20 protein-coding genes and 1 pseudogene are annotated in these 21,445 nt (G+C 72.1%); 5 read left to right on the top strand and 16 right to left on the bottom strand.

Going from position 1 to position 21,445, the window contains the following annotated elements; translation table 11 throughout:
- Positions 1 to 176: 176 nt before the first annotated feature.
- Both ACSMXO_RS19220 and ACSMXO_RS19215 read right to left on the bottom strand, forming a co-directional pair.
- Complete coding sequence (locus ACSMXO_RS19220; protein ID WP_455418814.1) at positions 177 to 2,063, bottom strand: Hsp70 family protein; 1,887 nt, start codon at positions 2,061 to 2,063, stop codon at positions 177 to 179.
- 150 nt (positions 2,064 to 2,213) lie between these two features.
- A complete protein-coding gene (locus tag ACSMXO_RS19215) occupies positions 2,214 to 3,608 on the bottom strand; it encodes an aminotransferase-like domain-containing protein (RefSeq protein ID WP_455418813.1) in 1,395 nt (464 codons plus the stop codon).
- A gap of 22 nt (positions 3,609 to 3,630) precedes the next feature.
- On the opposite strand from ACSMXO_RS19215, the gene ACSMXO_RS19210 reads away from it, so the two are divergent.
- Entirely contained in the window at positions 3,631 to 4,539 is a 909-nt protein-coding gene (locus tag ACSMXO_RS19210) for a DMT family transporter (protein WP_455418812.1), read from the top strand.
- Between the two features lie 184 nt (positions 4,540 to 4,723).
- On the opposite strand, the gene ACSMXO_RS19205 is transcribed toward ACSMXO_RS19210, so the two are convergent.
- Positions 4,724 to 5,674: a GTP cyclohydrolase, FolE2/MptA family gene (locus ACSMXO_RS19205; RefSeq protein ID WP_455418811.1), complete on the bottom strand. Its 951-nt coding sequence runs from the start codon at positions 5,672 to 5,674 to the stop codon at positions 4,724 to 4,726.
- 351 nt (positions 5,675 to 6,025) lie between these two features.
- Here ACSMXO_RS19205 and ACSMXO_RS19200 point away from each other — a divergent pair.
- Positions 6,026 to 6,238 (top strand): annotated as a pseudogene (locus tag ACSMXO_RS19200) (RpiB/LacA/LacB family sugar-phosphate isomerase); the annotation flags it as partial.
- A 61-nt stretch (positions 6,239 to 6,299) separates the two neighbouring features.
- On the opposite strand, the gene ACSMXO_RS19195 reads toward ACSMXO_RS19200, so the two are convergent.
- The 5 genes from ACSMXO_RS19195 to ACSMXO_RS19175 form a co-directional block, all read right to left on the bottom strand.
- Positions 6,300 to 6,464 carry a hypothetical protein gene (locus ACSMXO_RS19195; RefSeq protein WP_346257440.1) on the bottom strand — a complete coding sequence of 55 codons (165 nt, stop codon included), beginning with the start codon at positions 6,462 to 6,464 and terminating at the stop codon, positions 6,300 to 6,302.
- Positions 6,461 to 6,724 (bottom strand): helix-turn-helix domain-containing protein, encoded by a 264-nt coding sequence (locus ACSMXO_RS19190; RefSeq protein WP_346257439.1) that lies wholly within the window; start codon positions 6,722 to 6,724, stop codon positions 6,461 to 6,463. The genes ACSMXO_RS19195 and ACSMXO_RS19190 overlap by 4 nt, the downstream gene beginning before the upstream one ends.
- Positions 6,724 to 7,203 carry a DUF2975 domain-containing protein gene (locus ACSMXO_RS19185; RefSeq protein ID WP_455418810.1) on the bottom strand — a complete coding sequence of 160 codons (480 nt, stop codon included), beginning with the start codon at positions 7,201 to 7,203 and terminating at the stop codon, positions 6,724 to 6,726. Before ACSMXO_RS19185 ends, ACSMXO_RS19190 begins: the two co-directional genes overlap by 1 nt.
- A 147-nt stretch (positions 7,204 to 7,350) precedes the next feature.
- Entirely contained in the window at positions 7,351 to 7,752 is a 402-nt protein-coding gene (locus ACSMXO_RS19180) for a helix-turn-helix domain-containing protein (protein ID WP_455418809.1), read from the bottom strand.
- A 182-nt stretch (positions 7,753 to 7,934) separates the two neighbouring features.
- A complete protein-coding gene (locus ACSMXO_RS19175; RefSeq protein ID WP_455418808.1) occupies positions 7,935 to 8,930 on the bottom strand; it encodes a histidine phosphatase family protein in 996 nt (331 codons plus the stop codon).
- Positions 8,931 to 8,940: 10 nt separating this feature from the next.
- Here ACSMXO_RS19175 and ACSMXO_RS19170 point away from each other — a divergent pair, with 10 nt between their 5' ends.
- Positions 8,941 to 9,735: an SIR2 family NAD-dependent protein deacylase gene (locus tag ACSMXO_RS19170; protein WP_455418807.1), complete on the top strand. Its 795-nt coding sequence runs from the start codon at positions 8,941 to 8,943 to the stop codon at positions 9,733 to 9,735.
- Positions 9,736 to 9,821: 86 nt separating this feature from the next.
- Here ACSMXO_RS19170 and ACSMXO_RS19165 read toward each other — a convergent pair whose 3' ends face one another.
- On the bottom strand, positions 9,822 to 10,301 hold the full coding sequence (locus ACSMXO_RS19165; RefSeq protein ID WP_346257433.1) for a hypothetical protein: 480 nt from the start codon (positions 10,299 to 10,301) through the stop codon (positions 9,822 to 9,824).
- Between the two features lie 141 nt (positions 10,302 to 10,442).
- Here ACSMXO_RS19165 and ACSMXO_RS19160 point away from each other — a divergent pair, with 141 nt between their 5' ends.
- A complete protein-coding gene (locus tag ACSMXO_RS19160; protein ID WP_455418806.1) occupies positions 10,443 to 11,243 on the top strand; it encodes an aminoglycoside adenylyltransferase domain-containing protein in 801 nt (266 codons plus the stop codon).
- Positions 11,244 to 11,319: 76 nt separating this feature from the next.
- On the opposite strand, the gene ACSMXO_RS19155 is transcribed toward ACSMXO_RS19160, so the two are convergent.
- From ACSMXO_RS19155 to ACSMXO_RS19125, 7 genes are all read right to left on the bottom strand, one after another.
- The gene (locus ACSMXO_RS19155; RefSeq protein ID WP_346257431.1) at positions 11,320 to 13,128 is read right to left on the bottom strand and encodes a glycoside hydrolase family 15 protein; all 1,809 of its coding nucleotides are present in this window, start codon (positions 13,126 to 13,128) and stop codon (positions 11,320 to 11,322) included.
- 118 nt (positions 13,129 to 13,246) lie between these two features.
- Positions 13,247 to 13,723, bottom strand: coding sequence for a hypothetical protein (locus ACSMXO_RS19150; RefSeq protein ID WP_455418805.1), 477 nt, complete (start codon positions 13,721 to 13,723; stop codon positions 13,247 to 13,249).
- A gap of 274 nt (positions 13,724 to 13,997) precedes the next feature.
- On the bottom strand, positions 13,998 to 15,260 hold the full coding sequence (gene mmsB, locus ACSMXO_RS19145) for a multiple monosaccharide ABC transporter permease (protein ID WP_455418804.1): 1,263 nt from the start codon (positions 15,258 to 15,260) through the stop codon (positions 13,998 to 14,000).
- Between the two features lie 6 nt (positions 15,261 to 15,266).
- Positions 15,267 to 16,883, bottom strand: coding sequence for a multiple monosaccharide ABC transporter ATP-binding protein (mmsA, locus tag ACSMXO_RS19140; protein WP_455418803.1), 1,617 nt, complete (start codon positions 16,881 to 16,883; stop codon positions 15,267 to 15,269).
- 108 nt (positions 16,884 to 16,991) lie between these two features.
- Positions 16,992 to 18,119, bottom strand: coding sequence for a multiple monosaccharide ABC transporter substrate-binding protein (chvE, locus tag ACSMXO_RS19135; RefSeq protein WP_346257426.1), 1,128 nt, complete (start codon positions 18,117 to 18,119; stop codon positions 16,992 to 16,994).
- A 134-nt stretch (positions 18,120 to 18,253) separates the two neighbouring features.
- On the bottom strand, positions 18,254 to 19,795 hold the full coding sequence (gene araA, locus ACSMXO_RS19130; protein WP_455418802.1) for an L-arabinose isomerase: 1,542 nt from the start codon (positions 19,793 to 19,795) through the stop codon (positions 18,254 to 18,256).
- A 237-nt stretch (positions 19,796 to 20,032) separates the two neighbouring features.
- Positions 20,033 to 20,578, bottom strand: a complete 546-nt coding sequence (locus ACSMXO_RS19125; RefSeq protein WP_455418801.1) for a DUF523 domain-containing protein — start codon at positions 20,576 to 20,578, stop codon at positions 20,033 to 20,035.
- Between the two features lie 406 nt (positions 20,579 to 20,984).
- Between ACSMXO_RS19125 and ACSMXO_RS19120 the strand changes: the two genes are divergently transcribed.
- Positions 20,985 to 21,395 carry a four-helix bundle copper-binding protein gene (locus tag ACSMXO_RS19120; protein WP_455418800.1) on the top strand — a complete coding sequence of 137 codons (411 nt, stop codon included), beginning with the start codon at positions 20,985 to 20,987 and terminating at the stop codon, positions 21,393 to 21,395.
- The last annotated feature ends 50 nt before the right edge of the window (positions 21,396 to 21,445 follow it).

The following is a 21,445-nucleotide window of genomic DNA, read 5'->3' as shown; positions in this document are numbered from 1 at the left end:
AACGGTTGGACCGCCACCCTTCGCAATTTCGACCTCAGCCTGATCCCCGGGCCTGCTGCAAACCGAGGTGTACGCCCGTTCGGGGCGCCGCCTCGTCCGCGAGCATCGTCGTGCCCTGACCGGCCCACCGCCATCGTCCCGAAGGCTCCTGATCCCTCACCGATGCTACTGATGCCTCATTGCGACGGCCGCCCGGCGAGCCATGCTGCGGGCCAGGCCAGCAGCAGGAGGAAGGGGTACGCGAACAGCGCGTCGACCACCGCCCGGCTCAGCGGTGGATGGGCGTACCAGTCGAAGGCCCAGAGCAGTAGCGGGCTCGGCAGCATGCCGGCGGCGACGGCAATGGCGACGATCGTGCCGCGGCTGCCCAACCGGGTGGTCGCGGCCAGCGCCGCCTCGATGGCGAGACCGGCGGCGAGGCAACCGCCGACCAGCGTCACGAACCAGATGTCGGGGTTGTCCTCCCAGTAGTAGAGATTAACCGGAGTCCCCCACGGCAGGTCGAAGTCGTTTTCGTCGTTCTGGTCGAACCGCGCCACCGCGATGCCGACGAACCCGGCGACGACACCGGCGACTGCCTGCGCGGCGAAGGCGGTGCCACGCCGACGGGTGCAGAGCCCGGCCAGCAGGCCCGCCACGGGCAGGAGCTGCCAGGCGTACCGGCGTGTCCAGTGGGGGATCGGATCGTCGAACCCGGCAACGAGCGGGTAAGCCATCATCGCGGCGCCCACCAGGGCGCCGAGCAGCAGCACGATGGCGAGGGCGACCGCTGGCCGGCGTGCCGGCGAGGGCGGGTCGGCCGTGGCCGGCCGCCCTGCGGTCGGTGTGGCGGCTGCCGCACCCGGCACGGCCGCTGCCAGCGGCGAGGCGGCCCCCGCACCGGGCGGCACGACCGGTGCCGTCGGTGGCACGACCGCTGTCGGCGGCGGCACGACGGGCGCCGCGCTGGCCGGTGCCGGTTGGGTCTGGACCGGCACCGGCGGACGAGGCGCGGCGGCGTCTACATCGGAGGGAACCCGGAGGCTGCCGTGGGCGACGACCAGCTCCGGCTGGTCGATGACCGTCGGCGCCACCCCGAGTGCCCGGTGCAGCATGGTGCCGACCAGCGGGATCCGGCTGGACCCGCCGACCAGGAAGACCCCGGCCAGTTGATCGGCGGCGACGCCGCTGGCGACGAGCGTCGATGTGGTCAGGGCCACCGTCCGCTCCAGCAGCGGCCGGGCCAACTGCTCGAACTCGTCCCGGGTGAGGTGGATGTCGCGATCCAGTCCAGGCAGGACGATCGGTGCCGTGGCGGCCCGGCTGAGTTGTTCCTTGGCCGCCCGCGCCTCCTGCTGCACGAGCTGTCGCCAACGAAGCGCGACGAGTGCGGTGGAGCCCGCGGGAGCCTCGATGCCGGCGTGCGCGACCATCCAGTCTACGATCGCGGCGTCGACGTCCACCCCACCGACATCGTCCAGCCCGGCCGTGGCCAGCACCGCCCAGCCGCCGTCGGCCGTCCGTCGCACCGCGCTGACGTCGAACGTCCCGCCCCCGAGGTCGTACACCATGAGGCTGCTGCCCGGCATCACCCGGCGGCCGAGTACCTCGGTGAAGTACAGCGCCGCGGCGACCGGCTCGGCCACCAGCCGGACCCTGCCCAGCCCCGCCCCGGTCGCCGCCTCCGCCAGTACCGCACGACGCTGGATACCCCAACTCGCCGGGTGGGTCAGCACCACCGGCCGGGGTACGGTGCCGAGCGCGCGCTGCGCGGTCTGGGCCACCCGGGCGAGCACCGCTCGGACTGCCTCTCCGACCGGTGTCTCGACATCGCCCAACAGCAATGTCCCGTCGTCGACACGACGCTTGGGATTGGGCTCCAGGCGGCCGGGGTCGAGCCGTGCGCTGCGCAGCGCGTCGTGACCGACCAGCAGGTGGCCGTCCGGCTGCGCCAACACCGCCGAGGGCAGCAGCGGTGACGCGTCGAAGAGCAGCGACTCGATCCGGTCGTTCGGCATCCGTAGCGCGGCCACGGTGTGCGAGGTGCCGAAGTCGATGCCGAGGGCGGCTGGCGTGGCGAACACGCAACGGACGGTATCAATGAAACCTCCGCAACCCCTGTGCGCTGCTCGGAACCGAGGGCGTTCGGCTGGCATTGTCACCTGGACGGAGCCGCGCCGCTCGGGTGACCGCCGGGCGCGGGCCGCCGTCGCTCGATGTGCGCGGTGTCCGGTTCAGCGGGTGCGGAGGGCCCGGGCCAGGCGGCGGACGGCCTCGTCCATCAGCTCGGGCGGGGCGGCGGCGTAGCTGAGGCGTAGGTGTGGGGCCGGTGGTTCGGCGGCGTACCAGGGACGGCCGGGAAAGACGACCACCCCCTCGGCGGCCGCGGCGGTGGCCAGCCCGACGTCGTCGGTGCCCTCGGGCAACCGGGTCCACAGGTGCATGCCACCGCGCGGGACCGGCTGCTCGGCGAGTTCCGGCAGGTGCCGGCGGAGCGCGGTCAGCAGCGCCTCCCGGCGGGCCCGTAGCGCGGTGCGCAGGGCCCGGCGGTGCCGTGCCCAGGCGGGTGCGCTGACGAACTCCAGGGTGGCCTGTTGCAGCGGACCGGCGACGAAGAGGTCGTCGTGCAGCCGGGCGGTACGCAGCCGGGCACCGGCCGGGCCACGGGCGCCGATGGCGGCGACGCGCAGCCCGGGAGCCGTCGACTTGGTCAGTGAGCGGAGATAGACGACGTGCCCGTCGGGGTCGTCGGCGGCCAGCGGCGGCGGGGGCTCCCCGTCGATGGTGAGGTCGCGGGCGTAGTCGTCCTCGATCAGGAACGCCCCGGCGGCGCGTACCGCCTCGGCGACCCGGGCCCGGCGGTGGGCTGCCAGTGTCGCGCCGTGCGGGTTGGCGTGCAGCGGCTGGCAGTAGAACAGCCGGGCGCCGGTACGGGCGAACGCGGCGGCGAGCTGGTCAGGCCGTACGCCGTCGGCGTCGGCGGGTACCGGCACCACCCGCAGGCCGGCGGCCTGTGCGGTGGCCAGTGCGCCGAGGTAGGTCGGCGACTCGACGAGCAGGGTGTCGCCGGGTGTGCTGAGCGCACGCAGCGCCGTCGACAGCCCGGCCTGCCCGCCGGGGCAGATGACCATGTCGTCGGCGCGCAGCCCGGCCCCGGCCTCCCGGGCGAACCAGGCGCGCAGGTCCTCGCGCCCCTCGGCCGGTCCGCGCTGCCAGGACGCGGATTGCCGGGCGGCGCGGGTGAGCGCGGCGCCGAGCGCGGCGGCCGGCTGGAGATCGGCGTCGAGGTACCCGCCGGAGAGCGGGATCGCGCCGGATGGCGGTAACGCGAGTAACGCCTGCATCTCCTCCTCGCCGGGCCGGCGGGGGCCGAGCGCGACGGTCTGCCAGGACAGGTCGGGGGCGCCTCTGCGCTGCGGCGGGGCGGCCACGAAGGTGCCCTTGCCGGATCGCGCCTCGACCAGCCCCTCCGCCACCAGGTGCCGGATCGCCTGGGCCACGGTGACCGGCGAGGCGTGGTGCCGGGCGGTCAGGTCGCGGACCGAGGGCAGCCGCGTGCCGGGGGCCGCGACAGCCACGAGGCCACGCAGATCTTGGACAACGCGTTCGGCAGCGTTACCGTGGTTCATGAAGGCTCAGAGTAGCGCTACTGTGAAGACTGCGGTAACGGCGGATCGCGTCGTCGGCCTCGCCCTCGGTGCCCTGGGCGTGCTCGCCTTCAGCATGTCGCTGCCGGCCACCCGGGTCGCGGTGCGACAGCTCGATCCGTGGTTCGTCGCCTTCGGCCGGGCCGTCGGCGCGGCGCTGCTGGCCTGGGCGTACCTGCGGGTCACCCGCGCGCCGCGGCCGACCCGCGGTCAGTGGCGGCGGTTGTCGATCGTCGCCCTCGGCGTCGTCGTCGGCTTCCCGCTGTTCACCTCGCTCGCGCTCGTCACCCAGACCTCCGCGCACGGCGCGGTCGTCATCACGGTGCTGCCCGCGATGACCGCCGTCTTCGCGGTACTGCGGGCCGGCGAGCGCCCCCCGCCGCTGTTCTGGGTCGCCAGCGCCGCCGGGCTGCTGGCGGTGCTCGCCTTCCTCGCCGCCAGCGGTGCGGTGCAGGGTGCGCTGTCCCCGGCCGACCTGTTCCTGCTCGCGGCGGTCGTGCTCTGCGGCCTCGGGTACGCCGAGGGCGGCGTACTCGCCCGGGAGCTGGGCGGCGCCCGGACGATCTGCTGGGCCCTGCTGATCTCGCTGCCCGTCACCGGCCCCGTCACGGTCGTCGCCGCCCTGGCCGATCCCCCGCACGCCGACGCCGTGACCTGGTTCGCGTTCGGCTACCTCGCCCTGGTCTCCATGTTCCTCGGCTTCTTCGCCTGGTACGCGGGTCTGGCCCGGGGCGGCATCGCACAGGTCGGCCAGATCCAGCTCGCGCAGCCGGTGCTCACCCTGGCCTGGTCGGCGCTGCTGCTCGCCGAGACGGTCACCCCGGCCTCGATCGGGGCGGCGCTGGTGGTACTGGCCTGCGTCGTGCTGATCCAACGCACCCGGCCCCGGGTACCGACCGTGGTCGGCCGATGACAGCCAACCGAGATGGATGGCGGCAGAGCGTGACGCGGCAGTCCGATGTGGAGGCGGTGGGATGGGCGATCGGGGACCCGGCCCGGCGCCCCTTTCTGCCGGCTTCCTGGCTCTCGCGGTCCCGCTGCTGCTGGCGGGCGTGGCACCGTCGTCCTGATGGGTGTGGTCCCGTGCGCCGCCGTCGTCAGGCGTCCCGGGCGGGAGCCGCGAGCAGACCGGCGAGTTCGTGGCCCGGGGCGCTGAGCCGGGCGGCGATGTCGTGTCCGTGGATGGATTCGTAGCTCTCCGCCGTCACGTCGACCCCGAGCCGGGACACGTCCTCGGATGGCAGCGACCGGACCAACCCGCTCGCGACGGAGCGCACGACGTCCTCCACGAACTGCGGAGCCAGGTGCGCGCGGCGGACGAGGTCGTACTCGTCGGGCCGCTTCAGCAACTCCTGGGTGAGCGTGGTGTGCTCGGCCAGTACCCGGTACAGGTGCGGGTAGCCGGGCAGTCCGGTCGTGTCGCTGGCCAACACGCTCAGCCGGACGCTGCCTCGCTGGCTGTGCGTGGCGATCGGCACCTGCCGCAGCAGGTCGACGCCGCGCTCCGGGCTGACGCCGAGTTGCTCGATGAGGTCGGTCAGCGCGTAACCCTGCATGCAGGGACAGGCGGTGATGTTGGTGGCGGTGACGCCCTGGCGGACCTCGGGTTCGGCTCCGGCGGTCGCGCCGGCCGAGATCTCGACGGTGTCGGGTGAGGAGAGGCCGCTGACCCGGGTCCGGGTGATCAGCGGTACCCGGGCCCGCAGGCGTACCTCGACCACCTCCTGCTGCTGGCTGTCCCGGACGCGTTCGGCGATCTCGACGGCGAAGTCGGTGAGCAGGCGACCAGCCGACGTCGCCAGCGCGGTCTGGATGCGGGACATGTGGATGCCGCGCTGCTCGGCGCGGAGCGAGACCCGGACGTCCACGTCGCAGAGCAGCGGCAGCGTACCCCCGACCAGCTCGTCGGTGACGTGCAGCAGGACCTGCTGGTTACGGACGGAGACGGCCCGCAGCGCGACCGGTACCGCCGGGCGCTGGTTCGGCACGTCGTAGAAGGCGTCGTCGAATCGGGCCTGCGGCATGACGGACGGGGAGGATGTCGGCATCGGTTCTGCTCCTAACCACCGGGCGGATCTGGGGGCGAGGATGCCGAGCGCGGCGTCGAGTAGCACGCCCCGATCCGCCGTGGGTGCGCCGTCACGTGGGCCTCGTCCCGACCCGGTCGGTGCCGGGGCACCTCCTCGACCTGGGGACGACACTTCCAGAAGCCGCTTACAGTCCGCTTTCACTGGGAACGGGCCGACCAGGGCCAGCGGGGAGGACGGCGGCCGGGGTGCCGCAGAGGGCCGCTGGACCAGGACCTACGTTCCGCTCGACCGGTCACCGCACGGCATCCGGCAGAGCCGGAGCGGCCCTTATGCTGACCGGATGCGAATCGCCTTCGGCACCGACGACGACGGGCGGCACTCGCCTGGGAGCCGTGGATCGCGACCGGCGCGCGGCTCTGGAACGACGCGAACGTGCTCGCGCTGAGCCTCAAGCGGCTGGCGCCCGACGTCGCCGTCGAGGTCGCCCGGGCGTTCTTCGAGACGCCCCGGCCCGATCCCGACGAAGCGGAGAACATCGCCCGGATCTCGGAACTGGAGCCGGGGCGCGACTCGTCGCGGTGACCCGGCACTCGACCGCCGGGCACACGTTCGCCCCCGGCGGTCGACGTCGACGGTTGTACCGCTACCGGCTGCGCCGGACGACCCGGACGCCGTACGCGAGCGTACCGATGATGAGCAGGGCGCTCAGGAGTTGGAGGCCGGGCGAGTCGTCGTACCCCCCGTACACGATTCCGGCGGCGCCGATCGCGACGGCGACGATGGCGCCGATGACGAGCAGGTACTTCATGGGATCTCCGTTCCGGCACCGGACCCTGCACCGGGTCCGACGGTTGGGGTTGGTTCCTCCTCGACCCACTCGAGCAGGTCACCGGGTTGGCAGCCGAGCACCCGGCACATGGCTTCCAGGGTGCTGAACCGGACAGCCTTGGCCCGGCCGTTCTTCAGCACGGCCACGTTCGCCGGGGTGAGCCCGACACGCTCGGCGAACTCACCGACGCTCATCTTGCGCTTGGCCAGTTCGACGTCGATGCGCACGACGATGGGCATCAGATCACCGCTTCCATATCGGTACGCAGCGTGGTGGCCTGACGCAGCAGTGCACGCATCACGACCATCAGAAGCCCGAGCACGGCGACACCGATCGACATCAGGAAGAGCAGCAGGGGCAGCCCGGGGTCGTCCGAGTTGAAACCGACGTAGAGGAGCACGCCCACCAGCACCACCCAGCCGGCGGCGATGGCCCACAGGATCGCGTCCACCCAGGCCAGCGACGCCTCGCTGAAGATGCGGTCGTTCTTGACCATGGTGAGCAGCTTCCAGGTGGCCACGATCACCACCTGGACGCACAGCACCCAGAACACCGAGACGGCGGTCATCGGCCACCGCAGGTACGCGAGGTCCGGGGACTCCTCGGCCATGTGCGCGAACTGTCCGGGCAGGGAGAAGGTCTGGAACATGACCAGGACCCCGAACAGCAACACCAGGAGTACTCGGAGCGGGGCTACCGCCCGATGTTCGGTAAACATACATCGACTATCACTCGCTACCTATCGATTGTCAATAGGTTAGCGACAGTCACCACCGCGCTGCGGCCGTTCTGCCGTGCCGCCGGCCAGCACGGCGTCAGGAACGACGCCCGGCGTCAGACCGGCGGCGTCCGGGCATCCCCACGCTCAGAGCCGGCGGACCTGCTTCCGGTACGGGCCGGGCCGTCCCGTCCACGAGTCACGGAGCTGGCGGGGAGTCATCCCGTACGTCCGGGCGACGGTGCGGGCGAAGTGCGCCTGGTCGTGGAAGCCGGTCAGCACGCTCGCCTCGGCCAGCGGCGCGGCGGCCTTGGTCAGCGCCAGCACGAGGTCGAACAGGCCCGTCTCGCAGGCCAATGCCGGGGTCGGCTCCTCGAACAGCTCGAACAGTTCCACGTAGCGGCGGGCAAGGCCGGGATCCGGCAGCACCGGCGGGTCGAACCGCAGCCGCGCCGGGTCGGTCACCTCGGCGACCAGGTCCACCGGTACGCACATCACCCGCCACCGTCCGTCGCGGTACGCCTGCGCCGGGCCGACGAGCAGCACCACGTCGGTCAGGTCGTCGCGCCGCCACGGTTCCGGGCGGCCGGCGGCTCCCGTCGCGGCGTAGATGCGGAAGCCATGACGACCGAGCCTACGGCCGCCGACCGACGAGCCGCCGAAAAGTCGTACCCGACCCGACGCCTCTGTCCCGAGCCGGCACCTCCGCCGAACCGGGTCGCTGGCAGCCGTCAGGAGGGATCGGCCTGCAGATGGTCGACGACGTCGTACTCCACCAGCACCGGGCCGTCGTCCCCGTCCACATCGGACCAGGCGGTGAACGAGGCGTTGGCGACCGGACCGGCGGCGACCACGGCGCGCAGCTCGGCCAGCGACAGCCGCTCGATCAGGTGACGCAGCATGAGTACCACGGAGTCGTGGGCGACCAGCAGCAGTCGCCGGCCGGCGTGGGAGGTGCGCAGGTCGGCGAGGAGCGGCGCGAGCCGGGCGCCGACGTCGAGCAGGGATTCGCCGCCGGGCGGGCGGTACCGGAGTTCGTCCGTCTCCCGCCACCGGGCGGCCTCGTCCGGGAACCGTACCCCGATCGCGGCCCTCGTCAGCAGCTCCAGCTCGCCCATCTCGCGGTCTCGCAACCGGTCGTCGACCAGTGGCTCCGGCAGCCGGACACCAGCCGCGTCGGCCGCCGCCACCGCGAACCGCCAGGTCTGCCGCGCCCGCCGGTACGGCGAACAGATCACCACCTCCGGCCGCCGGCCCGCCGGTAGTCCCACCAGCCGCCGCCCGACCGCGGCGGCCTGCCGCTCGCCCAACGGCGACAGCGGAATGTCCCGATCCCGGCCGACCAGACCCGTCTCGGCCCGACCGGCCACCTCGGCCGCGGCGAACGCCACGTTCGCAGTGCTCTGGCCGTGCCGCACCACCGTCAGGTCGAGACCGCGGATCCGGCGGTCGTCGACCGGGTACGGGCCCGCCGCCGGGCCGCCGGACGCGCCCGCGTCCACGCCGTCCGCTGACGCGAGTGGGGGCCGCGCCTCGTCCAACACCACCTCGCCACCAGCGACGGCCGACGGGCCGGGATCGTATTCAGACCAGCGTCGCACACTTCGCTCCGGGCCGGCGGCGTCCGCCCCGTCCGGATCGTCGCCGATCGGCGTCGACCCGGCCCGAACCAGGGTCGCGAAGTCGATACCCGCCGCCGCAGACAGCACACCGCCGAGTGATGGCAAGATCTCGCGGATGGAGTACGTCCTGCCGCCCGATGCCGCCGCACGCCTCGGCCAGGCACGTCGGGTCGTCGTCTTCACCGGCGCCGGGATGTCGGCCGAAAGCGGTGTGCCGACCTTCCGTGACGATCTCACCGGGCTCTGGGCCCGCTTCGACGCCATGCAACTCGCCACCCCGGAGGCGTTCCACACCGATCCCGACCTCGTCTGGGGCTGGTACGAATGGCGGCGCGCCCGGGTACGCCGAGCCAACCCCAATCCCGGGCATCTCGCCACGGCCGCCATCGAGGCTCTGATCCCCGGCACCGTGGTCGTCACCCAGAACGTCGACGACCTGCACGAGCGGGCCGGCTCCCGGTCCCCCGTCCATCTGCACGGCAGCCTCTTCGCGCCCCGCTGCATCGCCGAGGCCGCTCACCCGGCGGCCCTGCCGGAGACGACGCAGCACGGCGAGACCGTCGAACCGGACGAGGGTGGCCGGGTGCCACCGCCCCGTTGCGCCCGCTGCGGCGCACTCGTGCGTCCCGGCGTGGTGTGGTTCGGGGAGGCCCTGCCCGAGGCGGCGTTGACGGCGGCGGTCGACGCCGCCGTGGGCTGCGACGTCCTGCTGACGGTGGGTACCTCTGGTGTCGTCTATCCCGCCGCCGAGATTCCCCGGATCGCGGCACGCTCCGGCGCCACCGTTATCCAGGTCAACCCGGAACCGACACCGCTCGACCAGGTCTGCGCGATCAACCTGCGCGGGACCGCCGCCCAGGTGCTCCCCGCCCTCGTCGCGGCCGCCCGGCAGGCCATCGGGAACAGGTGATCCGCCGCGCGGGACGGGCCCGGCATCACATGACGCGGGTGAGCGTCACTGACGTGAAGTGAGCGTCACTGACGTGGGTAAGCGAGTCACATGACGTAGGTGAGGCTGACCCAGAAGACGAGCCCGGAGGCGGCGAGCAGCCCGCCGAGGGTGGTCGCCATGAGGACCAGCGCGGGGGCGATCCGGATCCGGACCCGCAGCAGCAGGTACACGCCGATGGCGGCGATGAAGGCGATCACGGCGAGGTAGAGCACGAGCAGGAAACTCGCGGTGACGACGGCGGCCGCACCCGCGGCCGCCACACCGGCCCGGCGTGGACCGAGGTCGCGCAGGAAGACCGGGTAGGCGACACCGGCGGCGAAGACGGCGACGAAACCCAGCACGGCCGGAAGGGCGAGCGTGGCGAGGTAGAGCATCAGCAGGAAACTCGCGGTGACGCCGATCGTCACGGCTCCGGCGGCCCCGGCGGCGCGCCGTGGGCCGAGGTCGCGAAGCAGAACCAGGTAGGCGACCGCGCCGGCGCAGAGGGCCGTGCCGCCGATGAGGATCGCGAGGGACGAGTCCACGGTGTTCCTTCGGGTCTGGGGGGCGAGCGGTCGTCGGATGTTGGGAATCGTACGAAACCTCCGCACCCCCGGGGCCCCCTCGCCGTACGCCTGGCTCACCCGGGCGGGCGAGGCGCTCTGCCGGGATGGCAGGGTATCGCCGTGACATCGACCCTTCCGTCCGACGTGAGCGCCTACCTCGCCCGGGTGCTGGACCGGCTGCGCACCGTACTCGGGGACGCGCTGCTCGGCGTCTACCCGACCGGATCCCTGGCGCTGGACGGTTATTCGCCGGGGCGCAGCGACATCGACCTGATCGCCGTGGTCGAGCGCGCCGGTCCGGCGGTACTGGAGACGCTCGCCGCCGAGTTGTCCCACGACGTGCTGCCCTGCCCCGCCACCGGCCTGGAGTTCGTACTGTACGAACGGTCGGCGGTGGCCGGCGCCGGTAGCGGCGCGGGCTTCGCGCTCAACCTCAACACCGGACGGGAACTGCCGCCGAAGGTCGGCTTCGGGGCGAGCGAGGACGAGGCGGTGTTCTGGTACCCGATCGACCGGTCGATCAGCAGCCAGCAGGGCCTCGCGCTGCTCGGTCCGCCGCCCGCGACGTTGCTGGCGCCGGTACCGTTCGACGCGCTGCTGCCGGTGCTGGTCGAGTCGGTCGAGGCGCGGCTGCACGCGGACCTCGACCTCGGTGACAACGCTGTGCTCAACGGCTGCCGCTCGCTGCGGTACGCGAGCCACCGCCGGTGGTACGCGAAGCGGCCGGCGGCGCAGTGGGCGGCCGGAGCCGCACCGGAGTTCGGTCCGCTGATCCAGGCGGCACTGCGTGGTTACGCCCGGGGCCGGACCGCCGGCGACACGCTGGACGAGGCGCAGGTGCACGCCTTTCTCACCTTCGTCCTCGACCGGCTCGGCCAGCACCGCCCCGTCGCAAGCACGGTTGGTCGATCCGGCGGCTGAACCCCGACCGACCGAATGCCCGGCCGTCGGCGACGCCCAAAGACCGGCACAGAGCGGATCGGCGGGGGTGCCCCGGCTACCCGGCCGGTGCGGACCGGATCGCGAGCACCGCCTGGACGAGCGCGGCGTGGGTCAGGGTCTGCGGATAGTTGCCGAGGTGGGCGCCGGTGGCCGGGTCCATCTCCTCGGCGTAGAGACCCAACGGGCTCGCCCGGTCGAGGAGTGCCTGGAACAGCTCGACCGCCTCGATCCGCCGTCCGGTGGCGGCGAGGGCCTGGGCCAGCCAGAACGAGCAGGGCAGGAAGGCGGCCTCCGCGCCGGGCAGGCCGTCGCGGCCGGGTGGGTAGCGGTAGAGCAGCGGACCGCCCGCGTCCAGGTCGCTGCGGATGGCCTCGATGGTGCGCGTGACGCGGGACGAGCCGGCGTCCTCGATGCCGAGCAGCGGTAGCACCAGCAGCGCCGCGTCGACTTCCCGGGAGCCGTAGCCTCGGACGAGATTCGACCGCTCCGGGTCGACGCCGTGCGCCCGCACGTCGTCGGCGATCGCCTGCCGGGCGTCGCGCCAGCGCCGCCGCTGCCGCTCAGGAAGTGCATGGGTCTCGGCTATCCGCAGTGCCCGGTCCAGCGCGAGCCAACCCATCAGCTTGGAGTGCACCTGGTGGGTGGCGTGCCGCAGCTCCCAGATGCCGGCGTCGGGCTCCCGCCACCGCCGGGCGACCACCTCGGCGAAGCCGCGTACGGCCCGCCAGGTCTCCGCGTCGAGGCGGTGTCCGGCCCGGGCGTACACCCAGACCGCATCGACGACCCAGCCGTAGCCGTCGAGCTGGTGCTGGCCGGCCGCGCCGTTGCCGAGGCGTACCGGGGTGCTGCCGGCGTAGCCGGGCCAGCCGTCGAGCCGCCGCTCCCCCGGCACCCGCAGTCCGTCCAGGGTGAACAGTGCCGGTAGCCGCGGTCGCTGCAACCGGCTGGCCCGCAACAGCCAGGCGAGGAAGCCGCGCGCCTGGTCGGGCTTGCCGACGCCGAGAAAGGCGGCGACGGAGATGCTGGCGTCGCGGGGCCAGACGTAGCGGTAGTCCCAGTTCCGTACCCCGCCGGGCTGCTCCGGCAGCGAGGTGGTCGGTGCGGCGACCGGGGCATGCGACGGCGAGTACGTCAACAGCCGCAACGTGAGCAGGCTGCGCGCCACCGCGTCCCGGAACGGGAGGTCGGGATCGACGTCGGCGATCCATGCCCGCCAGTGCGCCTCGTCCGCGCGCAGCAGCTCCCAGGCCGCCTCCGGATCGACGTACAGCAGTGGTTCCCGGTGCGCCATGACCAGTACGAAGGTGACCGGTCGGTCCGGGTGGACGGTCACCGGGGCCGGTCGGCCGGGTTCGACGAGGCGCCCGGGAGCGCAGGTCAGTGACACCGCGAGCGAGCCCCATTCGCAGACGAGCAGTGACCGGCGGCGGCGTACCCGCGGCGGCCGGTGGTCGGCGCCGAGCCGGGGGTCGAACTCGACGACGGCCTCGGCCGGACCTCCGGCGGCGTGGAGCCGTCGGACCAGGAGCATCGCCGGGAGCATCCGTCCGGCGACCTCGGCCACCATCCCCTCGGTGAGGGTGAGCCGCCGGTCGCCGACCGCCCAGGTCGTCCGCAGGGTTGCCGTGTGCCGCCGGTACCGCCGCTCGACCACCTCGGCCGGTCGGGCCGGGCCGATCCGGAAGGTGCCCGCCGCCGCGCCGCCGACGAGCCGGCCGAACAGGGGCGCGCCGTCGAACCGGGGTACGCACATCCAGTCGATCGCACCGGCACTGGAGACCAGGGCCGCCGTGCGGGTGTCCCCGAGCAGCCCGTAGTCCGCGATCGGTGGCAGCCCCGGGTCGGCGGCCGGTTCGCTGGTCATCGCGGCCCTCGCCGGCACCCCGACCGGAACCCGTCGGCCCGGTGTGCCGCTCCGCCGTCGGCCCGGTGTGCCGGTTCGCCGTCGGCGCGGTGCACGGCCGCTCCGGCCGGGGTCCGGCTCACCGGGCCTGGAGGAGCAGGCCGAGGACGGACCCGTAGAGGACGTGCATGGCCACCGTGACCAGCGGAGTCTGCACGCCGTAGTTGAGGGCCAGCAGGCCCGGCGGCTCCAGCACCGCCGTACTGGACAGACCGGCCCGCGCCGACGCCATCCGGGGATGTACGCCCGGAAGCAGCGGTAGCAACACCGTCAGCGTGATGCCGACGTGCAGTACGCCGAGCAGCGCTCCGAGCCACCAGGTGGCCCGCCCGAGCAGGGCGAACGTCGCGGCGTAGCCGAGCGCGAATCCCTGACCGGCCAGGAGGTGGAGGAAGAACCCGGCGACCCGGGCCCGGTCCGGGTCCTCGGTGACCAGGCTGCCGAGGATCAGCGGCAGGTCGACCCGGGTGAGCCCGGCGAGCTGCGCCGTGATCATCGCCGCGGTCAGCGCGGCGGTGGCCACCACACCGAACAGTGCCCATCCAGCCCAGTCCATCTCAGTCGGGATTCCCCGGTGCGGGCCCGCTCGCCGGGGCGCGTCCCGGATCGGCCACCGGCCCGCCTCCCGACTCCCGAGTGGGTCGCACGGCATCGGGCACGCCCAGCTCCGGCGCCACCACGATCCTGATGGTTCGTCCGGATTTCCACCGTAAGCGCCATGGCCCTCCGACGCCGCGCGGCTCGCCGTACCGACGACGAGCCGGACCGACGACGAGCGCGCTACCGGACCGACGACGAGCCCGCGCTGCCCGATCGACGAGAAGCCGGTACTACCGGGAGGCTCCGGCGCGCCGCTTGGTCCAGACGTCGAAGGCCACCGCCGCGAGCAGTACCGCGCCCTTGACCAGCATCACTCGCTCGCTGGGCGCACCCATCAACGACATGCCGTTGTTGATGACGCCCATGATCAGGCCACCGGTGATCGCCCCGACCACCTTGCCGACGCCGCCCTGCACGGCCGCCCCGCCGATGAACGCCGCCGCGATGGCGTCGAGTTCGAAGGCGTTGCCGGCGGTCGGCCCGGCCTGGTTGAGCCGGCCGGCGAAGATGACCCCGGCAAGCGCGGCCAGTACGCCCATGTTGACGAAGATCCAGAAGATCACGGACTTGACCTTGACGCCGCTCAGGGTCGCGGCCTGGAGGTTGCCACCGACGGCGTAGATCTGCCGGCCGAAGACGGCCCGGTTGGTCAGCAGCGAGTACGCCAGGATCAGCCCCGCGAGCAGGATCAGCACCCAGGGCAGGTTCTTGAACCGGGCCAGCTGCACGATCACCGTCATCACCACGACGCCGGCCAGGGCGAGCTTGAGGACGAAGAGCGGCAGCGGCTCGACGCTCTGCTGGTAGCCGAGCCGGGCCACCCGGCTACGCCACTGCACCAGCACGATGCCGGCCATAGCCGCGATCCCGACCAGCAGGCTGAACAGGTCGGCCCCGCCCAGCGGGCCGAGCCCGACGTTGCCCAGGTAGCCCTCGGTGAAGCCGTTGGCGAGGGTACGCACCGGGTCCGGGAACGGGCCGATGCCCTGGTTGCCCAGGACGGTCAGGGTGAGCGCCCGGAACAGCAGCATGCCGGCCAGGGTCACGATGAAGGCCGGGATGCCGAAGTAGGCGATCCAGAAGCCCTGCCAGGCACCGATCAGCCCGCCGACGACGAGGGTGATCAGCAGGGCCAGCGGCCACGGTACGTCGTGTTCGACCATCAGCACCGCCGCGATCGCCCCGGTGACCGCCACCACCGAGCCGGCGGAGAGGTCGATGTGCCCGGCGATGATGATCAGGATCATGCCGATCGCCAGGATCAGCACGTACGAGTTCTGTACGACGATGTTGGAGATGTTCTGCGGCTGGAGCAGTGCCCCGTCGGTCAGCACCGAGAAGAGCAGCACGATCAGCGCGAAGGCGACGTAGATGCCGCTCTGCCGCAGGTTCACCGACAGCCGGCGGCCGGAGCCGCCGGCCGGGGCGGACGGTTCACCGAGACCGGGCCCGCTCACCGCGACGTCGGCGTTGGTGGGTGCGGTGGCGCTCATCGAGGTCTACTCCTGTCCGTTCGTCGGGTCGCCCGGCCGGCCGGCGGCGTCCGCCGGACCCGGGTCGTCCGAGCTGGTGCGGGCGTCGCCGTGGTCGGCCTGGCCCTTGGTCATGTACCGCATCAGGTACTCCTGGGTCGCCTCCGCGCGCGGCACCTCGGCGGTGACCCGGCCAGCGGAGAGGGTGTAGATGCGGTCGCAGAGGCCGAGCAGTTCGGGCAGCTCCGACGAGATGACCAGAATGGCCTTACCCTCGTCGGCGAGCCGGTTGATGATCGAGTAGATCTCGTACTTGGCGCCGACGTCGATGCCCCGGGTCGGCTCGTCGAGGATCAGCACGTCGGGATTGGTGAAGATCCACTTCGAGAGTACGACCTTCTGCTGGTTGCCGCCGCTGAGCTTGCCGGTCACGCTCAGCACGCTCGGCGCCTTGATGTTCATGCTGGCCCGGTATTCGTCGGCGACCTGGTATTCCCGGTGGTCGTCGACCCAGCCGCGCCGGGCCAGCTTGGTCAGGCCGGCGGCCGAGACGTTCCGCTTGATGTCCTCGATCAGGTTGAGGCCGTACCGCTTGCGGTCCTCGGTCGCGTACGCGATGCCGTGCCGGATCGCGTCCCGCACCGACCGTACGCTGATCTCCCGGCCGTCCTTGACCAGCCGGCCGGAGATGTTCGTCCCGTACGAGCGCCCGAAGACGCTCATCGCGAGTTCGGTACGGCCGGCGCCCATCAGCCCGGCCAGCCCGACGATCTCGCCGCGCCGCAGCGTGAGGTTGGCGTTCGAGACCACCACCCGGCCGTGCTGGCTGGGGCTGTGCACCGTCCAGTCCTCGATCCGCAGCACCTCGCTGCCGATCCGCGGCTCGCGCGGCGGGAACCGGTGGTCGAGGTCCCGGCCGACCATCCCGGAGATGATCCGGTCCTCGGTCACCTCGTCGGACTCGGGATCCAGGGTCTCGATCGTCCGGCCGTCCCGCAGGATGGTGATCCGGTCGGCGATCGCCGCGATCTCGTTCAGCTTGTGCGAGATGATCACGCAGGTGATGCCCTGGTCGCGCAGGCCGCGCAGCAGGTCGAGCAGGTGCGCCGAGTCCCGGTCGTTGAGCGCCGCGGTGGGCTCGTCGAGGATGAGCAGCCGGACCCGCTTGGAGAGCGCCTTGGCGATCTCGACGAGCTGCTGCTTGCCGACGCCGATGTCGCTGACCTGGGTCACCGGGTTCTCGTAGAGCCCGACCCGGGCCAGCAGCTCGGCGGCCTCGTGGTTGGTCCGGTTCCAGTCGATCAGGCCACGGCTGGCCCGCTCGTTGCCGAGGAAGATGTTCTCGGCGATCGAGAGCTGCGGGCAGAGCGCCAGCTCCTGGTGGATGATGACGATCCCGCGCCGCTCGCTGTCCCGGATGTCGGCGAACTCGCAGGGCTCGCCGTCGAAGAAGATCTCCCCGGAGTACGAGCCGTGCGGATAGACCCCGGACAGCACCTTCATCAGGGTGGACTTCCCGGCGCCGTTCTCGCCGCAGATCGCGTGGATCTCACCCCGGCGCACCGAGAGGCTGACCTCGTGCAGGGCCCGTACCCCGGGAAAGGTCTTGGTGATGTCCCGCATCCGCAGAATGTCGTCGGTCATGCCAACGGATCGCCTCCAGGGTCGGTGGGTGGGCCGGTGTCACCGGTCGGGCCGGCATGGCGCGGCGGCCGCCTCGGGGATCGACCCGGGGCGACCGCCGCGACCGTACTACTGGAGCTGCTCCGGCTTGTAGTACCCGGTGTCGATCAGCATGGCCTTGTAGTTGGCCTTGTTGACGATCACCGGATCGAGCAGGAAGGAGGGCACGACCTTGTTGCCGTTGTCGTAGTCCTTCTCGTTGTTGACCTCGGGCTTGCTCCCCTTGAGCACCGCGTCGGCCATCTTGACCGCCACCTCGGCAAGCTGCCGGGTGTCCTTGTAGATGGTCGAGTACTGCTCACCGGCGATGATGGACTTCACCGAGGCCACCTCGGCGTCCTGCCCGGTCACGACCGGGTACGGCTGCCCGGACGTGCCGTAGCCGTTGCTCTTCAGCGCCGACAGGATGCCGATCGACAGCCCGTCGTACGGCGAGAGCACCCCGTCGACCTTGGTGCCGCCGCTGTACGTCTTGGTCAGCAGGTCCTCCATCCGGCGCTGCGCCGTACCGGCGTCCCAGCGCAGGATGGCGACGGTCTTGAAGTCCTTCTGCCCGCTCTTGACCACCAGGGTGCCCTTGTCGATGTACGGCTGGAGCACCGACATCGCGCCGTTGAAGAAGAAGGTGGCGTTGTTGTCGTCCGGCGAGCCGGCGAACAGCTCGACGTTGAACGGTCCCTTGGCGGTGCCGTCGCTGCCGTCCTCGTTCTTCAGCTTCAACCCGACCAGCAACGAGGTCGCCTGCTGCACCCCGACCTTGAAGTTGTCGAAGGTGGCGTAGTAGTCGACGTTCGGGCTGTTGCGGATCAGCCGGTCGTACGCGATGACCGGGATCTTGTTGTCCGCCGCGTTCTGCAACTGGGTGGTGATGGCGGTGCCGTCGATCGAGGCGATGATCAGCACCTTGGCGCCCTTGGTGATCTGGTTCTCGATCTGGTTCACCTGGGCCGGGATGTCGTTCTCGGCATACTGGAGGTCGACGGTGTAGCCGAGCTTCTCCAGGCCCGCCTTGACGTTGTTGCCGTCGTGGATCCACCGCTCGGAGGACTTCGTCGGCATGGTGACCCCGACGAGCGCCCCGGCGTTGTCGCCGGAGCCGGCCTCCTGGTCCACGGTCTTGGTACTCGATCCGCACGCGGTGAGCGCGGCGGCGAGCGTGGCGGCGCTGGCCACCGCCGCGAGCCGGACGAATTTCATCTGGTCCTCCATTTCCTGGTACGGCGTGCGGGTTTCCGGTCCGCCGCCGGCCCGGGGTCACGGGACGGCCGGCGAGGTGGCGGGGCGGGCCCGCCCGGGCGATGCTGCCCCGGCGCGGGCCCTGCGGGTCAGGGTCAGCCCCGGCCGGGCAGCCCCTGGGCGAGTCGGTGGTATGCCTGGTTCCAGCGCAGCCGGTCCCGGAAGTCCGCGGTCGTGGTCCGCTCGTCGATCAGCACCAGCTCGGTGTGCAGCATGTCCGCGAAGTCGGGCAGCGTGGCCGCGCCCACCGCCTGGGTCAACACGGTGTGGTGCGGCCCCCCGGCGGTAAGCCACGACTCGGCGGAGGTGCTCAGCGACGGCGCCGGCTTCCACACCGCACGGGCGACCGGGAGCCGGGGCATCGGCTCGTCCGGCGGCACCACCTCGATCTCGTTGGCGACGAGGCGGAACCGCTCGCCGAGGTCGGCCATCCCGATCACCACCCCGGGACCGGGAGTGGCGTCGAAGACGAGCCGGACCGGGTCCTCGCGGCCGCCGATGCCGAGCGGGTGGATCTCGCACGACGGGCGCCCACTCGCGATGCTGGGGCAGACCTCAAGCATATGCGCGCCGAGGATCTTCGGTTCGCCCGGTCCGAAGTGGTAGGTGTAGTCCTCCATGAACGAGGTGCCCCGGGAAGACCCGACGCCCATCGCCTTGACCGCGGCGAGCAGCGTCGAGGTCTTCCAGTCGCCCTCGCCGCCGAAGCCGTAGCCGTCGGCCATCAACCGCTGCACGGCGAGCCCGGGAAGTTGCCGCAGTCCGCCGAGGTCCTGGAAGTTCGTGGTGAACGCCCCGAAGCCGCCTTCGGCGAGGAACTCCCGCAGCCCGGCCTCGATCCGGGCCGCGTACCGCAGCGACTCGTGCCGGTCGCCGTCCTTGGCCAACTCGGGGGCGAGCCGGTAGGTGTCGGCGTACTCGCCGACCAGCCGCTCGACCTCCTGGTCGGCGACCCGGTCCACCACCTCGACCAGGTCGTTGACCCCGTAGGTGTTGACCGAGACGCCGAACCGCAGCTCCGCCTCCACCTTGTCGCCCTCGGTGACGGCGACGTCGCGCATGTTGTCGCCGAACCGGGCCAGCCGGAGGTTGCGCAGGTGCGCGAGGCCGAGCGCGGCGCGGGCCCACTCGTCGATCCGGGCCACCACGGTCGGGTCGGAGGCGTGCCCGGCGACCGTCTTGCGGGCCAGTCCGAGTCGGGTCTGGATGAACCCGAACTCGCGGTCGCCGTGCGCGGCCTGGTTGAGGTTCATGAAGTCCATGTCGATGGACTCCCAGGGCAGCGCCTCGTTGAGCTGGGTGTGCAGGTGCAGCAGCGGCTTGCGCAGCGCGTCCAGGCCGGTGATCCACATCTTGGCCGGCGAGAAGGTGTGCATCCAGGCGATCACGCCGAGGCAGCCGGGGTCGGCGTTCGCCTCCAGCAGGACAGCGCGGATCGCCGACGCCTCGGTCAGTACGGGCTTCCAGACGATGTCCGCGACGATCTGACCGGAGCCGGTGAGCGTGCGCAGAATCTGCTGCGACTGGGACGCGACCTGGTCGAGGGTCTCCGGACCGTACAGGTGCTGGCTCCCGGTGAGGAACCAGATCTGCGGATGCGTGGCCGGCGGCATGTCCACCTCTCCTACTTGGGGCATGGCTCCTGCCAGCCCCGACGGTCTGGTCGCGATCACGTCGCGAGCCGAGTGTTACCGCTAACATTGGAGCAGTCAAACCGTACACCGTAACGCTTCAGTAACGGGAGCGCGCAGATCCGCAGGTCGTGCGTTGAGGCGTCGAACGGTCGGTCCGGAACGTCGAACGGTCGCCGCGGCCGACCCGGTGCCGCGCGACGGTCGCCTGCCGGGGCGCCTGTCGGGTGCGCGGCACGGCGCTCACTCCGGGGGCGCCGCCGGAGCGGACGGGAACGGCGCCGACGCGTCGTACTCGTGATGCGCCACGACCTGGAACCCGTTGCGGAGCAGCAGGGCCGCCGTGACCCCCTGGCCGGCGATCCGGTTCCGCCGGAACGTCCCGTCGCTGATCTGCCGGCAGCCGCAGGACGGGCTGTAGTCCTGGAGTACCGCCCCGACCGCCCCGGATGCCTGGGCGATCCGCAGGGTCCGCCGGGCACCCGCCAGGTACGCCTCGGTCACGTCCTCGCCCCGGTGGGTCAGCACCCGGGCGCGGCCGTCCAGTACGTCGAATCCGTCCCCACCGACGATCTCGGCACGGTCGCGCGGGGTCGGCAGCCCGCCCATCACCTCCGGACAGACCAGCCGGACCCGGGCGTCGGCGCCGGGCGCCACCTCCTCCTTCGCGGCGCCACCGTCGTACGCGCAGCGGGTCCCGGCCAGGCAGGCGCTCATCAGGAACAGTGCCGTGCCCTCCTGGGCGAAGGTGGACGGGGTGTTGTCGGTACCACCCGTTGCGGCGTCCATATCCGCCTCCTCCGCTCCTCCGCAGGTCGCCGGCAGATCGGCGCGGAACACGGCGCCTCCGGAGAGAAGTCCGGAACATGGCGCTACGGACCCAAGTCTAGGCGCCCGACCGAAAGCGGAACCGGGTGGCACAGCGCGCGGAACCCGGGCGGCACCGGGCACAGGCGGGCCGGGCGGCACAGCGCGGGAGCAGGCGACACCAGGCGGGAGCAGGCGGCACCGACGGGACACCGAAGGGCGGAGCGCGGCTCCGGGGTCGGCGGGCACCCAAACGGGGCAGCTCGACAGTGCGCCACGGGGATGCCGACCGGTCGACCGAAGCCCGAATGGACCTCGGCGGCACCGGGTATCGGCAGATGGACGGCCACCGAACGCGGAGCCGACCGCCGACGCGAGGAGACGCGAAATGACTGCCGCCACCCGGCCCATGCTGGCCACGTACCCGGGAGAGATCAACCTCGACCGCGACCTGCTGGCCAGGTCGATCGACGCGCTGCTCGCCTGCGCCCAGGCCTGCACCTCGTGCGCGGACTCCTGCCTGAGCGAGGCGGACGTCGCCCAGCTCGTCAAGTGCATCCGGACCGACCTGGACTGCGCCGACGTCTGCTCCACCACCGCGCGGGTGCTGTCCCGGCACACCGGCTACGACGCGAACCTCAGCCGCAGCCTGTTGGAGGCGTGCGCGACCGCCTGCCGGTCCTGTGCGGACGAGTGCGAGCGGCACGCCAAGATGCACGAGCACTGCCGGATCTGTGCCGAGGCCTGCCGGGTCGCCGAACGGGCCTCCCGGGAAGTGCTGGCGGCGATGAGCCGCTGAGCGGACCGACGGCCCGACGACGGTCAGCGGCCCTCGCGCGTCAGTCCGGG

It is taken from the genome of Plantactinospora sp. DSM 117369, assembly GCF_053764795.1.
The sequence above is the reverse complement of the archived record's forward strand: the minus strand, read 5'-3'. Positions and strand labels throughout refer to the sequence as shown.